14 protein-coding genes are annotated in these 12,994 nt (G+C 64.0%); 8 read left to right on the top strand and 6 right to left on the bottom strand.

All coding sequences use genetic code 11. From position 1 onward, the window contains the following. Positions 1-16: 16 nt before the first annotated feature. From ACTHNZ_RS19030 to ACTHNZ_RS19015, 4 genes are read left to right on the top strand one after another with little or no spacing between them, the layout of a single operon-like run. Positions 17-916 (top strand): phosphate/phosphite/phosphonate ABC transporter substrate-binding protein, encoded by a 900-nt coding sequence (locus ACTHNZ_RS19030; protein ID WP_440544114.1) that lies wholly within the window; start codon positions 17-19, stop codon positions 914-916. Continuing rightward, positions 913-1,767: a phosphonate ABC transporter ATP-binding protein gene (gene phnC / locus ACTHNZ_RS19025; RefSeq protein ID WP_440544113.1), complete on the top strand. Its 855-nt coding sequence runs from the start codon at positions 913-915 to the stop codon at positions 1,765-1,767. Before ACTHNZ_RS19030 ends, phnC begins: the two co-directional genes overlap by 4 nt. Next, positions 1,764-2,567, top strand: coding sequence for a phosphonate ABC transporter, permease protein PhnE (phnE, locus tag ACTHNZ_RS19020; RefSeq protein ID WP_440544112.1), 804 nt, complete (start codon positions 1,764-1,766; stop codon positions 2,565-2,567). The genes phnC and phnE overlap by 4 nt, the downstream gene beginning before the upstream one ends. Positions 2,568-2,619: 52 nt before the next feature. Continuing rightward, positions 2,620-3,276, top strand: a complete 657-nt coding sequence (locus tag ACTHNZ_RS19015; protein WP_440544111.1) for an acetyltransferase — start codon at positions 2,620-2,622, stop codon at positions 3,274-3,276. A gap of 17 nt (positions 3,277-3,293) precedes the next feature. On the opposite strand, the gene ACTHNZ_RS19010 is transcribed toward ACTHNZ_RS19015, so the two are convergent. Continuing rightward, the gene (locus ACTHNZ_RS19010; protein WP_440544110.1) at positions 3,294-3,593 is read right to left on the bottom strand and encodes a 2Fe-2S iron-sulfur cluster-binding protein; all 300 of its coding nucleotides are present in this window, start codon (positions 3,591-3,593) and stop codon (positions 3,294-3,296) included. A gap of 241 nt (positions 3,594-3,834) precedes the next feature. Here ACTHNZ_RS19010 and ACTHNZ_RS19005 point away from each other — a divergent pair, with 241 nt between their 5' ends. Beyond that, entirely contained in the window at positions 3,835-4,125 is a 291-nt protein-coding gene (locus ACTHNZ_RS19005; protein WP_440544109.1) for a DUF1488 domain-containing protein, read from the top strand. 70 nt (positions 4,126-4,195) lie between these two features. Here the strand turns inward: ACTHNZ_RS19005 and ACTHNZ_RS19000 are convergent, their stop codons facing one another. The 3 genes from ACTHNZ_RS19000 to ACTHNZ_RS18990 all read right to left on the bottom strand — a co-directional run bounded on the left by ACTHNZ_RS19000 (position 4,196) and on the right by ACTHNZ_RS18990 (position 7,998). Then, positions 4,196-5,497, bottom strand: a complete 1,302-nt coding sequence (locus ACTHNZ_RS19000) for an NCS2 family permease (RefSeq protein WP_440544160.1) — start codon at positions 5,495-5,497, stop codon at positions 4,196-4,198. 219 nt (positions 5,498-5,716) lie between these two features. Beyond that, positions 5,717-6,481, bottom strand: coding sequence for a slipin family protein (locus ACTHNZ_RS18995; protein ID WP_440544108.1), 765 nt, complete (start codon positions 6,479-6,481; stop codon positions 5,717-5,719). Next, the gene (locus tag ACTHNZ_RS18990) at positions 6,478-7,998 is read right to left on the bottom strand and encodes an NfeD family protein (protein ID WP_440544107.1); all 1,521 of its coding nucleotides are present in this window, start codon (positions 7,996-7,998) and stop codon (positions 6,478-6,480) included. The genes ACTHNZ_RS18995 and ACTHNZ_RS18990 overlap by 4 nt, the downstream gene beginning before the upstream one ends. Positions 7,999-8,281: 283 nt before the next feature. Between ACTHNZ_RS18990 and ACTHNZ_RS18985 the strand changes: the two genes are divergently transcribed. Beyond that, positions 8,282-9,526, top strand: coding sequence for an alkaline phosphatase family protein (locus ACTHNZ_RS18985; RefSeq protein ID WP_440544106.1), 1,245 nt, complete (start codon positions 8,282-8,284; stop codon positions 9,524-9,526). Here ACTHNZ_RS18985 and ACTHNZ_RS18980 read toward each other — a convergent pair. Continuing rightward, on the bottom strand, positions 9,484-9,939 hold the full coding sequence (locus ACTHNZ_RS18980; RefSeq protein WP_440544105.1) for a hypothetical protein: 456 nt from the start codon (positions 9,937-9,939) through the stop codon (positions 9,484-9,486). The two genes, ACTHNZ_RS18985 and ACTHNZ_RS18980, sit on opposite strands and share 43 nt — an antisense overlap. A 143-nt stretch (positions 9,940-10,082) precedes the next feature. On the opposite strand from ACTHNZ_RS18980, the gene ACTHNZ_RS18975 reads away from it, so the two are divergent. Further along, entirely contained in the window at positions 10,083-10,370 is a 288-nt protein-coding gene (locus tag ACTHNZ_RS18975; protein ID WP_440544104.1) for a hypothetical protein, read from the top strand. A gap of 245 nt (positions 10,371-10,615) precedes the next feature. After that, the gene (locus ACTHNZ_RS18970; protein ID WP_440544103.1) at positions 10,616-11,362 is read left to right on the top strand and encodes a glucose 1-dehydrogenase; all 747 of its coding nucleotides are present in this window, start codon (positions 10,616-10,618) and stop codon (positions 11,360-11,362) included. A gap of 243 nt (positions 11,363-11,605) precedes the next feature. On the opposite strand, the gene ACTHNZ_RS18965 is transcribed toward ACTHNZ_RS18970, so the two are convergent. Beyond that, complete coding sequence (locus ACTHNZ_RS18965; protein WP_440544102.1) at positions 11,606-12,532, bottom strand: glutaminase; 927 nt, start codon at positions 12,530-12,532, stop codon at positions 11,606-11,608. Between the last annotated feature and the right edge of the window lie 462 nt (positions 12,533-12,994).

Genomic DNA, 12,994 nt, shown 5'->3' with positions numbered 1-12,994 from the left:
TCGGGAAAGGGAAGATATGAAGGTATCCAAGGTTTTCGCCGCTGCCGCGCTTGTCGCAAGTTTCGCCGTCCCCGCAGCCCACGCGGAAGGAACTTGTCCGAACGACGGCGTCGTGCGCTTCGGCGTCGAGCCATACGAGTCAGCGCAGCGGTTGCTGCCCGTGTACAAGGATCTCGCCGATCTGATCGGCAAGAAGATCGGCTGCAAGGTCGACCTCTATGTCGCAACGAGCTACAACGCCGAGATCGAAGCCATGCGCAACGACAAGCTCGAAATCGGCGAGTTCGGTCCGCTCGGCTATGTGCTCGCGCATCAGGTCGCACACGCCGAGGCCGTCGCGACGTTCGCCGGCGCGGACGGCAAGCCGGCTACCTACACGGCGTCCATCGTGACGTGGCCGGGCTCGGGCGTGAAGACGATCGCCGAGATCAAGGGCCAGTCGTTTGCCTACTCGGACCCCAGCTCGACGTCCGGGCACCTCTTTCCCGCATATGGCCTGAGCAAAAACGGCATCGATCCCGACCACGGCGTCAAGGCGATCTACGCGGGTAGCCACACCGCGTCGTTCGAGGCGCTGCGCAATCACAAGGTGCACGCCGGGGAGCTCAACAGCGAGGAAATCGCGAGCGCAAAGCTGCACAACGAGTTCGACGCGAACGCTTACGTCACGCTGTGGCAATCGGAGCCGATTCCGCTCGATCCGCTGGCCGTGCGCGGCAATCTGCCCGCCGAGTTCAAGGCGCGTTTGGCGAAGGTCTTGAGCTCGCTCGATCTCCATGAATTGCCTGATGCCGATCAGAAGTTCCTGGCAGCCAACGAAAACCCGGCGTTGAAGACGACGGCGCAAAGCGATGCGTCGTACGACCAGATCCGCGATTTGGTCAAGACGCTGCACGTCGATTTGGCAAAACTGTGAACGCGATCCTCGGAGCCTCCGGGGCCGCGGCGCTCGAACCGGAGGGCATGCGGCCCGGCCGCGCCGCGGCGGCGAATGCCGCGCACGGCGCGGCGCTCGCGCCCCGCGTGAAGCTGGCCGTGCGCAATTTGACGATGCGTTACGCGAACGGTCATACCGCGCTGCAGGACATGAATTTGTCCGTTGGGGCGGGCGACATGGTCGTGGTGCTCGGCAGCAACGGCAGCGGCAAGTCGACGTTCATGAAGTGCGTCGTCGGCTTGAACCGGCCGACGGCCGGTACCGTCGAGGTGGCCGGGCGCGATCTCACGTCGCTGTCGGGCAAAGCGATGCGCGAAGCGCGGCTGCCGCTCGCGCTGATCTCGCAGCATGCGAATCTGGTGCGCCGCCGCAGCGTGCTCGCCAACGTCTGTTGCGGTGCGCTCGGCAGGCATCGCACGCTCGCGACGACGCTCGGACGAGTGCCTCCGGAGGAAGTCGAACCGGCGCTCGGGTACCTCGCGGAAGTAGGGCTAGCGGACCTGGCGGGCCAGCGAGCGGGAACGCTTTCCGGCGGGCAGGCACAGCGCGTCGCCGTCGCCCGTGCGCTCGCGCAAGCGCCGCAGGTGCTGCTCGCCGACGAGCCCGTCGCCAGTCTCGATCCCGAGGCCGCCGACGAAGTCATGCGGCTTTTGCGTCGCTTGGCAAGCGAGGATGGTCTCGCGGTCGTCTGCGTGCTGCATCAACCCGAGCTCGCCGCGCGCTATGCGGACCGGATCGTCGGCTTGCGCCGAGGCAGGACCGTCTTCGATCGCCCGGCATCGGCTGTCTCTCAGCGCGAAATTGCCGACCTTTACATGGCGGACGCATGAGCAGCGCAACGAACGAACTGAGCGTGGCGAGCGGTCCCTCGCCGCTTCGCAGAGCGATGACGGCCGGGATCGTGCTCATCGTCGCAGCGCTGTTCATCCAGGCGTGGATCGTCGTGCAGGCACGCCCCCAGGATCTCGTGACCGGCGTGCACGGGATGGCCGACATCATCTCGCGCTCGCTCCCGCCGGCGTTCGATCAGTTCGAGCCGACGTTGATGCCCGTGCTGGAAACGATCGATCTGGCGATTTTCGGCACGGTCGTCGGGGTTGTCCTCGCGTTCCCGCTGTCGATGCTCGCGGCGAAGAACATGACGCCCGGCAAGCCGTTCTACTACGCCGCGCGTGCCGTCATCGGCCTCACGCGTTCCGTTCCCGATCTCGTGTGGGCGCTGCTGTTCGTCACGGCGGTCGGCCTCGGGCCGTTTCCCGGTGCGTTGGCGTTGGGCGTTCATTCCGTCGGCATGCTCGGGCGGCTCTTCGCGGAAGTCATCGAGGATATGGACATGGGGCCCGTCGAGGCATTGACGCTGACAGGTGCGAGCCGGCTGCAGGTGTTCACGCACGCCGTCGTGCCGGGTGTGCTGCCGTCGCTGCTCGGCATCGCGCTTTACCGCTTCGACGAGAACTTGCGCTCCTCGCTCGTGCTCGGGTTCGTGGGCGCGGGAGGCATCGGCTTCCTGTTGCTGACGGCGATGAACTTGTTCCAATATAAAACGGTTGCGTTCTTGCTGATCGTCACGTTCGTGCTCGTCACCTGCGCCGAACGGATGTCGGCGGCCCTCCGCCGCCTGGTCGCCTGAGCGCTCGGACCGTCGCGCGAAGCATGAGCGTTAGCGTTAGCGAGGAAAATCCATGTACATAGAAAAAATCGGCGGTGTCGATCCGTGGACGCTCGGCCGAGTGTTGAACGAAGAGTCGGAGATCGACCCGACCGCCGTCGTCCGCAAGAGCGACTTCGGGCGGCACACGTACCTCGGCCCGCGCTGTCAGATCGCCGATTCGACGTTCGGCGATTACAGCTACGCCATGGGCGACAATCAGATCGCGCATGCGCGGATCGGCAAATTCGTCAACATCGCCACCTGCGCACGCGTGAATCCGCCCAACCATCCGACGTGGCGTGCCACGCTTCATCATTTCACCTATCGCTCGCGCTCCTATGGCTTGTCGCTGGACGACGACGAAGAGATTTTCGGCTGGCGCGCGCAAGACCGCGTCGAGATCGGCCACGACGTTTGGCTCGGTCACGGCGCCATCGTCATGCCGGGGGTGAAGATCGGCAACGGCGCCGCCGTCGGCTCGGGGGCGGTGGTGACGAAAGACGTTCCGCCTTTTGCGATCGTCGTCGGCGTGCCGGCGCGCGTGCTGCGCCTGCGTGTCGACGAGCGCACGGCCGAGCGCCTTCAGCGAATCGCGTGGTGGGACTGGCCGCATGATCGCCTCGATGCCGCATTGGCCGATTTCCGTGCGCTCGGCGCTCAGGCGTTCGCGGAGAAATACGACGTTTGAGGGGCCGCTTGCCGCGGTCAACCGCGCTCGGCGTCGGGCACCCATAAGACGAGATCGGTCTCGGCCAACGCTACGCACGGCAGAATGAAACCCTCGGCTTTTTCTTCCCGGCTCACGCCGGGCCATTCGATGCGGTAGCGCACCCGCCCGTCCACGAGCTTGCACAAGCAGGTCCTGCAGGTGCCGTTTCGACACGACCGCGCGAGCCGCACGCCGGCGGCCTGCGCCGCCTCCAGCAGCGTCAGCGGCTCGGGCGACTCGAACGTGTACCCGGTCGGTTCGATGCGAACGATGGGGGGCGCGGGTGATGGGGTCATAGGGTCATCGGGTCGCGCGAGGCATGCGGTCGTGCAATTGAGGGTCATTTCGTCGGAACAATCGACGTCCATACGGTGCGGCACAAGGAAAACTTGCTCGCCGCCGCAAACATCCTAAAGTAAATGAAATCGGCATGAACGGCCTCGTCCATGCCGGTAAGCCCGCGTTTCCGTCAAGAAGGAAGCACTCCCATTTAAGCGCGGTCATCGGCGTGTCTTCGTCACGGCAAAGGCGAATCCCATGCAGATCAGTTTTCCGAACGAAGCGCCCGAGTACTCGGGGCGCGAGCTGAAAGTGGCATTTCCGGCGCTCGTCAATGGCGAGCGCGTTTGGTGCAGCATCACGGCGGAAGCGCTCGAAGATCACTTCGGCGCCGCCTCGCCGCGGCTCGAAGACATGGGCGGTGGTTTCGATGCGCATCGAACGCGGATCGAAGCGGCGACGCGCCGTTTGCTCGCGGAGACGGGTTGCCAGTGCCTGACGTTGCGTAGCGGCTACGTCAGGTTCTATGAAGCGAACGCCCGCGCTTAGGGCCTCCTTTCGGGTTTTCACATCAGAGCCTGCCGGCGCGCGTGCGCGCGGCCGGGAAGCCCGCGCGCGCTCAGCCGCCGCCTAAATAGAAGAAGCGGAACAGAAAGATCGCCGCGATGATCCAGACGATCGGCTTGACTTGCCGTGCTCGCCCGGTGAACAGCTTCAGCCCCGCATATGCGATGAACCCGAATGCCACGCCGTTGGCGATCGAATAGGTGAACGGCATGAGCAGTGCGGTCAGCACGGCCGGCACGGCTTCCGTTGCATCGTCCCACGGCAGATCGGCCAGTTCGCGCAGCATGAGGCACGACACGTAGAGCAGCGCGGGCGCCGTGGCGTAGGGCGGTACGACGCCGGCCAGCGGCGCAAAGAACAGGCTGGCGAGGAACAGCACGGCGACGGTGATGGCCGTCACGCCCGTGCGGCCGCCGGCCTGGACGCCCGAGGCGCTTTCGATGTAGGCCGTGGTGGACGACGTACCGAGCAGCGACCCCGCGACGATTGCGGTGCTGTCGGCCAGCAAGGCCTTGTTCAAACGGTTCATCTTGCCTTCGACGAGCAGCCCGGCGCGGTTGGCCACGCCCATCAGCGTACCGGTCGCGTCGAACAGCTCGACGAGGAAGAACACGAGCACGACGTTGAGAATGCCCGTGGAGAGGGCCGCCCGAATGTCGAGATGGAATAGCGTGGGAGCGATGGAAGGCGGCGCGGAGACGACGCCGTGAAACTGGTTGCCGCCGAAGAAGAACGACAGAACGGTCACGCCGAGAATGCCGATCAGGATCGCACCGCGCACGCGCAGAAAGTCGAGCGTCACGATGGCGAAGAAGCCGATGGTCGCAAGCGCGACGTCGGGCTTGCGCAGATCGCCGAGCGTGACGAGCGTGGCCGGATTGCCGACGATGACGCCGGCTGTCTTCAACGAAATGATGGCGAGGAACAGCCCGATGCCGGCAGTAATGGCGGCGCGGATCGAACGCGGAATCCCGCTCACGATCATCTCGCGCACGCCGATCAGCGTGACTAGCATGAAAAGGCAGCCGGAAATGAACACGGCGCCTAGCGCGGCTTCCCAGGTGAAGCCCATGCCTTTGACGACGGTATAGGCGAAGTAGGCATTGAGCCCCATCCCCGGCGCGCAGGCGATCGGGTAATTCGCGTATAGGCCCATGATCAGCGTCGCGATCGCCGCCACGAGGCAGGTGGCGACGAACACGGCTTCTTTCGGCATCCCTGCGTCGCCGAGGATCGCGGGGTTGACGAAAATGATGTAGGCCATCGTCAGGAAGGTCGTGATGCCGGCCAGGATTTCCGTGCGCAGCTGAATGCCGCCCTCATCGAACCCGAAATAGCGTTTTGCCGATTCCAAGAGCGGCGAGGCCTTGACTTGTTCTTCCATGGGTGTGCGTCTCCTAGCGAGTGCGTCGGCAGCCTGCCGCGCGAGGGGCCGAGCCGCGGACGAGCCGCACAGTTTAATAGCGACCTTGCGCCGACGCCAGCGCGTTGCGCACGGCGTTGCGCACGGCGCGCGCCCCGAAGGAAAGCGGCGGAAGGGGGGGGGCGGAGAGGGGCGTAAAGAAGAGCCGGCTCAGTGACGGTTGAAGCGATCGAGCAGCGTGCTGAGCAGATCGATGGGCAGTGGGAAGACGATGGTCGAGTTCTTGTCCGCGGCGATCGTCGTCAGCGTTTGCAGATAGCGCAACTGCATCGCTTGCGGTTCCTGCGCGAGCGTCTGCGCTGCCTGCAGCAGCTTTTGCGAGGCCTGCAGTTCACCGTCGGCATGAATGACCTTGGCGCGCCGCTCGCGCTCGGCCTCCGCCTGCCTGGCGATGGCGCGGATCATCGACTCGTTGATGTCGACGTGCTTGATTTCGACGTTCGATACCTTGATGCCCCACGCGTCGGTTTGTGCATCGAGCGTCTTCTGAATGTCGGCATTCAGTTGCTCGCGCTCGGCCAGCAGGGCATCGAGCTCATGCTTGCCGAGCACGGCGCGCAGCGTGGTTTGCGACAACTGGCTCGTCGCATCGAGAAAACGGGCGACTTGGATGATGGCCTTTTCCGGGTCGACGACGCGGAAATAGACGACGGCATTGACTTTGACTGAGACATTGTCGCGCGTGATCACGTCTTGCGGCGGCACGTCGAAGACGATCGTGCGCAGATCGATGCGCACGGCTTGCTGCACGATCGGGATGATCAGTACGAGGCCCGGGCCTTTTACCTTCCAAAAGCGGCCAAGCAGGAAAACGACGCCGCGCTCGTATTCGCGGAAGATACGAATCGACGAAGCAATGATGACGATCACGATCAAGAACAGAATCGTGCCGAAGCTGTACGTGAACCCGATCATGGCGACACTCCGCGTGGACGTGACTGTGGCGGTGATGGCGGCTGCGGTGCTTGCTCCGGCACGACGTCGAGCGTGAGCCCGTGCCGGTCCGTCACGCGCACGCGTGCGCCGGCCGCAAGCGGGGCCCTCGCGCTCACGCGCCAGCGCTCGCCGTGCACGCGTGCCCAGCCGACGTTCGTGCCCTCGGCCTCATCGCTGTCGCTGCACGCCGGTGCCAGTGCCGCGTCGATGATCTCGCCGAAGCTGCCCACGAGCGCCTCGCCGCCCGATACGACGGGCCGGTGGCGCGCGCGGTACGCGAAGCTTGCGACGAAGAAGACGAAGACGGCACCCGCGGCGGAAATGGCGATGACAGTCGAGACGGGGATGCCGTAGCCGGGCTGATCGGTATCGATCAGCATCAGTGCGCCGGCCGCGAACGCGACGATGCCGCCGAAGCCGAGCGTGCCGAACGTCGGCAGGAACGCCTCCGCGATGAGAAAGGCGATGCCGAGAAAGATCAGCGCCAAGCCCGTGTAGCTGATCGGCAGCAACTGCAGCGCGAACAGGCCGATCAATAGGCAGATCGCGCCGGCGACGCCGGGCAACACGAACCCGGGGTTGGCGAACTCGAAAAAGAGTCCGTACATTCCGATGGTCAAGAGGATCAGGGCGACGTTCGGATCGGTCACGACGGCCAACACGTGGCTGCGCCAGTCGGGCTCGAACGTGACGACGCTCGCGTGCGCGGTCGCGAGCTTGTGCAAGCCGTTCGAGGTTTCGACGGTGCGGCCGTCGAGCTTCGTCAACAGATCGGGCACGTCTCGCGCCGTCAGATCGACGACGTGCTGAGCGAGCGCTTCGTCGGCGGACAGGCTGACCGCTTCGCGGACCGCCTGCTCGGCCCACGCCGCATTGCGGCCGCGCAACTGCGCGAGCCCGCGAATATAGGCGGCCGCATCGTCGATTTGTTTGCGCGTTTCGGTCGATTGCGTATCGGTGGCCGGGACAGCGGAGGCTGAGCCTTTGCCGTGCTCGTCCGCGGGTTTGGGCTTCGGTTCGGGCGAGCCCATGCCGGGCGCCCCGAGTTGGATCGGCGTGGCCGCGCCGAGATTCGTGCCCGGCGCCATCGCCGCGACATGGCAGGCATAGACGATGTAGGTGCCGGCGCTCGCGGCGCGTGCGCCGCCTGGCGCGATGAATGCGGCGACGGGCACGGGCGAGGCCAGGATGGCCTTGATGATCTGCCGCATCGAGGTGTCGAGCCCGCCGGGGGTGTCGAGCTCGATGACGGCCAACTGCGCGTCGGACTGAGCGGCGCGGGCGAGCGAGCGCGTGACGAAGTCCGCGCTTGCGGGGCCGATGGCACCGACGACGGGGATGACGGCGACCGCGCCGCGCGGAGCCGCATCCGCGGCCGTCGCGCACGCTGCCAGTGCCACGAGCGCCGCCCCGCAGCGGAAAAGCCACGCATGCAGCCACCTGCACCGACGTGCGCTGTGAGCCGACGCAATTCGCGGCAACGGATGGATTCTCATCGTTTTCAGCCGACGCATAAGAATGCGTCGCCGCCGGCGGGAAAAGCCGCCCTGACACTGAAAGATTAGGACGATTCCGTCTCGTGCGCTACGTTCGCTGTGTTGCGCGGTGAACGTATCGGTATCGACGGCCCGATGAGCCTAATTGCTTCGGCCCATGCCGCCTTACCTCGGCGCGCTGCCTGCCATCGCGGCCCGTTGCGAGCATTTGGTCTATTTTTCATAGGATTTCGCGAGGCACCGGCTACTATAGCTTCGATGCGCGAACGACAGGAGGACGCATATGAATGCAAACCCGGCGGCGGCAGGCGGTATGAACGAGATCATCCAGCACGTTTTCGTCTTGATGCTCGAAAACCGGTCGTTCGATCATTTGTTCGCGTTGTCCGGCATTCCAGGAATCGTCGCCGCTACCGCCGAAAATACGAATAGTCACAACGGCAGTGCTTATGCGTTCGGCGGCGGCGCGCCCGCTCGAATGTCCACGGATCCCGGGCACGAATTCACCGACGTCGTCGAGCAGCTATGCGGCCCGGGCAAGCAGTTCATGCGCGGCCAGCCTTATCCGTCGATCGACAATTCCGGTTTCGCCTCGAATTACGCCACCACCCGCACCGAAGGCACCGTGCCGCAAACGGGCAACGTGGGAGACGTTATGCGGGGCGTCGACGTCCGTACGCAGTGCCCCGCGCTGTACGCGCTCGCGACACAGTTCGTGCTGTGCGACGGCTGGCATTCGTCGCTGCCGGGCCCGACCTGGCCGAACCGCTTTTTTCTGCACGGCGCGTCGTCGGGCGGGCTCGAGCATTCGCCCACTTCCGCCGAGATGTGCGAATGGGAAGGGCTGAATGGCTTCGTTTATCCGAACGGTTCGATTTTCGACGCTTTGGGGAAGGACAATTATCGGCTCTATCAAGATCATCTCGGCGATCCGCTCGGCCGCATTCCGCAGGTCGCATCGATCAAGGGGATCAGCGTTCGAGACGTGGACGACCTGGCGCACTTCGAAGGAGACCTCGCCGCCGGCTATACCGCTCGGTACACGTTCATCGAACCGAGCTACGGCGACGTCGTCAAAGGCAGCTATGAGAACGGCAGCTCGCAGCATCCGATGGACGGCCTCGCGGGCGGCGATCAACTCGTCGCCCGCGTGTACGGTGCGATCCGCCATTCGCCGTTGTGGGACAAGAGCCTCTTCTTGATCCTTTACGACGAGCACGGCGGCTTCTATGACTCGGTCAAGCCCGGTCCCGCAACGCCTCCGAACGACGGTGCGGCCGCGAGGCTCAATGCGAGCGGTTTCGGGTTCGACGTCTACGGCGTGCGCGTGCCGGCGATCGTCGTGTCGCCTTGGGTCGCGCGCGGCCAGGTGGATCATACGACTTACGACCACAGCTCGGTGCCCGCAACCCTTCAACGCTTGTTCGGTCTGTCACCGCTGACGGACCGCGACAGAAACGCTAAAGACGTGCTGTCGCTCATCACTCAAACTTGCCGCCAGGACTGCCCAGCGAGGATAGGAGCATGAATCGAGCGACGCCTACGCGCCCTCATGCGCGCGATCACGAACCCGTACCCGACCAGAGCACGCTGATGGCAATGCTGCACGTGCTGCGAAAGGCGCATATCGAACTGGTGGGCGAGGAGGCGGCGCACCAGCGCTTCAAGCAGGTGACCACGCGGGGAGACGCAAGACAGTACATCGGCGAACTGATGCCGCATATCGCGCAGGCGCGTGAAGAGCGGCGACGGCATCGGCACGGTGGCGGGAACAAATAGGGCGATGCGGGTCGTCGCGAACGGGCCCGGGCAGACGTGCAATTCACGCTGTTCCGTGCGCCCGGAATGACCGATGAAAAATTCGCCGCGGATGCGCAGTGGGTCATGCCCGACTTGAACCGGCGTGATTTCAGTGCACGAAAAGAGCATGGTTTCATGCATTGATTCATTTCCGCCCCTAACGACGAAAATCGAAATTCATCATTGCCAACAACGCGCTTAATTATCAGCAGCAGCGTTCCTAAACTTTCCATACCGGGTGAAAACTCGCCGAATTTTTCAATCCAATGATGGAGGGGCGGATCATGAACAAGACGACTTGTGCGCTGATTGCGGCGGCTGTCGCACTATCGCTTTCAGACGCAGCTTTTGCTCAGGGCAATAATACGTTGGCGACCCCGACGACGAAGTCGCCGGCCGCTGCCACGAGCGGCTACGGCACGCCGGGTGCCGTCCAGTCCGAAAGCGGCACGGCATCGCCGAACATGCGTCAGACAAACAGCATGGACGCGGATTCGACCTCGTCCACCCCGGCTTTCGGCGTCAACAATACGCTGGCAAGGCCGAGCACGAAATCGCCGGTAGCCCAGTAAACCAAACCGCCGAACAACTGAACAACCGAGTAACCCAGTAACCGAACGCGATCAAGGTTCGCCACCCGCGCGCTAGCGAGCGTAAGCAGCCAGCGCGCGGGCATTATTCGCCAAATCTCTCAAGTCAATTCGCGCTCAGCGCCTTTATCGCGGCGAAGCGACTGTCTACATTCGGTTCAACGCAGGCCGGTTGGCCTGTGAAACGACTTCCCGTTCATGCTATCGAACCGATTGGAGAAAGAGATATGAGCAAACTGTCAGGCAAAGTGGCCGTCGTCACGGGCGCGTCGAAGGGGATTGGTGCAGGCATCGCCAAAGCGCTCGCGAGGAACGGCGCTTCCGTCGTCGTCAATTACGCGAGCAGCAAGGCCGGAGCCGAAGCCGTAGTCGCCGACATCACCTCCGCAGACGGCAAGGCGATTGCGGTTGGCGGCGACGTATCGAAGGCCGCCGATGCACAAGGCATCATCGATGCGGCAATCAAGACGTATGGCCGCATCGACATCCTCGTCAACAATTCGGGCGTCTACGAGTTCGCTCCGATCGAAGACGTCACCGAGGAGCACTTCCACCGGCAGTTCAACGTGAACGTGCTTGGCCTGCTGCTTACCACGCAAGCCGCGCTGAAGTATCTGGGAGAAGGTGCAAGCATCATCAACGTGAGTTCCGTTGCGACCACCATCACGCCGCCGACGACCGCTGTATATTCCGGCACGAAAGGCGCTGTCGATGCGATTACGGGCGTGCTTTCGCGCGAACTGGGGCCGCGCAAGATCCGCGTCAATGCGATCAACCCGGGCTTCGTGATTACGGAAGGCACACACACGGCAGGGGTCGTGGGGTCGGACTTCGAAGCGGCCGCGGTGAGCCAGACGCCGCTCGGCCGCGCCGGCCAGCCCGACGACATTGCGTCGGTGGCCGTGTTCCTCGCTTCGGACGACGCCGGCTGGCTGACGGGGGAGCACATCGTCGCGAGCGGCGGCATGCGCTGAATCCGTCCAGCGTGACCGAGCGCATCCAGCGGCGCGCTGCTCGAGCGAGAGAAGTTGTCCAATCGCGGCGTGGGCTATGGGGATAGTCGCTTTTGGCTTCGGTGCGGTCGCAACCGGAGGGCGCCATTTGGACGAGGGATGAGCGGTTGTGCAGAGCGGCCGAGGACTTAGGGGCGGCCGCAGGATTGTTGCATGAGCGGGCCGCCCGCGTGGATGCGCCGCGGAATGTCACCCGACAGTGCCTCAAAAGATCGACCGTCCCGAATAGGTCGTCAACCATTCCAATGCCAGCGTGCCGGCCAGCGAGTTGCCGTTGGCATCCAGCCCTGGCGACCACACGCAAACGGCCATTTCCCCTGGCAGCACCGCAACGACTCCGCCGCCGACTCCGCTTTTCGCCGGCAGTCCCACGCGATAAACGAAATCGCCGGCGGCGTCATAGGTGCCGCACGTGAGCATGAGTGCCGACAAGCGTTTGGCCGAACTCGAATCGAGGATCTGCTCGCCGGTGGCAGGGGAGATGCCGCCGTTCGCGAGGAATAGCGCGGCGCGCGCGAGCTCGACGCAGTTCATTTCGATGGCGCATTGCCGGCAGTAGGCGTCGACGACGGCTTCCGGCGGCATTTCCAGATTGCCGAAGCTTGCGATGAAGTGCGCCATTGCGCGGTTGCGATCGGCGTGTTGCAGTTCCGATTGTGCGACGCGCGAGTTGTAATCGATGTCGACCGCACCGGACAACCGGCGCACGAACTGCACGAGCGCGGTCTCCGCACCCACGAAGCGACGGGACAGCACATCGGTCACGACGAGCGCGCCGGCATTGATGAATGGATTGCGAGGCAGGCCGCGCTCGGTCTCGAGCTGAACGAGCGAATTGAATGCCGTGCCGGACGGTTCGCGTCCCACGCGCCGCCAGAGTGCGTCGCCGAGCAATTGAAACGCAAGCGTGCAAGCGAACAGCTTCGAAATGCTCTGTATGGAGAAGCGCTCGCCGGCGTCCCCTACGGTGAACACTTGGCCGTCCAAGGTGACGACGGCCATGCCGAACCGCTCGGCCGGCACCTTGGCCAGTTCGGGGATGTAATTGGCGACGCGGCCTTTCGTTCGCCACGGTTCGATGTCGCGATGGATTTGCTCGAGGATGAGCGCGTAGTTCGGCTGATGGTTCATTGTGTGTTTTCGTGGACCGATAAGCGTGCGAGCGCGCTTGTCGCCGCGCCTTCTCGACGGACGACACGCGCGAAGCCCGTATGGAACCCGGAAGCGCCCGGGGTCGTCAAGCGCGGCCGCTCGGGTGTTGCGCCTTCCTTGCGTGCTGCGCTTGTGTACTTGCGCTTGTGTACTGCGCTTGTGTACTGCGCTTGTCGGCGTGTCGTCTCGACTTGACTTGTGTTTTGCTTCCTCCGAAGAGGGCGAACCGATGGCTGCGAATTTCCGCTTGCGCGGTGTTCGGAAGGGGCCTAGAATCACGCCCTTTCGCGCAGTCAATGTGACTGAGCGAAGGGAAGCGAGGCCTTGTGCGAAGCGGGTTGTACCCGTGTTTTGCGCGGGTGCGGAGCAGAGGGTGCGGCAACGGTTGAGGGTTCGATGAAGTTCGAACGAAGTTAAAAAAACTGTTGACGCGATGTGAAA

The sequence above is a fragment of the Trinickia sp. genome, assembly GCF_051953955.1.
Classification (GTDB): Bacteria; Pseudomonadota; Gammaproteobacteria; order Burkholderiales; family Burkholderiaceae; genus Trinickia.
The sequence above is the reverse complement of the archived record's forward strand: the minus strand, read 5'-3'. Positions and strand labels throughout refer to the sequence as shown.

What these genes read in the sequence shown, in the direction of transcription:
- ACTHNZ_RS19030 (WP_440544114.1), top strand. Translation starts at nt 17, where the DNA reads ATGAAGGTATCCAAGGTTTTCGCCGCTGCCGCGCTTGTCGCAAGTTTC.
- phnE (WP_440544112.1), top strand. Translation starts at nt 1,764, where the DNA reads ATGAGCAGCGCAACGAACGAACTGAGCGTGGCGAGCGGTCCCTCGCCG.
- ACTHNZ_RS19015 (WP_440544111.1), top strand. Translation starts at nt 2,620, where the DNA reads ATGTACATAGAAAAAATCGGCGGTGTCGATCCGTGGACGCTCGGCCGA.
- ACTHNZ_RS19010 (WP_440544110.1), bottom strand. Translation starts at nt 3,593, where the DNA reads ATGACCCCATCACCCGCGCCCCCCATCGTTCGCATCGAACCGACCGGG.
- ACTHNZ_RS19005 (WP_440544109.1), top strand. Translation starts at nt 3,835, where the DNA reads ATGCAGATCAGTTTTCCGAACGAAGCGCCCGAGTACTCGGGGCGCGAG.
- ACTHNZ_RS18995 (WP_440544108.1), bottom strand. Translation starts at nt 6,481, where the DNA reads ATGATCGGGTTCACGTACAGCTTCGGCACGATTCTGTTCTTGATCGTG.
- ACTHNZ_RS18990 (WP_440544107.1), bottom strand. Translation starts at nt 7,998, where the DNA reads ATGAGAATCCATCCGTTGCCGCGAATTGCGTCGGCTCACAGCGCACGT.
- ACTHNZ_RS18985 (WP_440544106.1), top strand. Translation starts at nt 8,282, where the DNA reads ATGAATGCAAACCCGGCGGCGGCAGGCGGTATGAACGAGATCATCCAG.
- ACTHNZ_RS18980 (WP_440544105.1), bottom strand. Translation starts at nt 9,939, where the DNA reads ATGCATGAAACCATGCTCTTTTCGTGCACTGAAATCACGCCGGTTCAA.
- ACTHNZ_RS18975 (WP_440544104.1), top strand. Translation starts at nt 10,083, where the DNA reads ATGAACAAGACGACTTGTGCGCTGATTGCGGCGGCTGTCGCACTATCG.
- ACTHNZ_RS18970 (WP_440544103.1), top strand. Translation starts at nt 10,616, where the DNA reads ATGAGCAAACTGTCAGGCAAAGTGGCCGTCGTCACGGGCGCGTCGAAG.
- ACTHNZ_RS18965 (WP_440544102.1), bottom strand. Translation starts at nt 12,532, where the DNA reads ATGAACCATCAGCCGAACTACGCGCTCATCCTCGAGCAAATCCATCGC.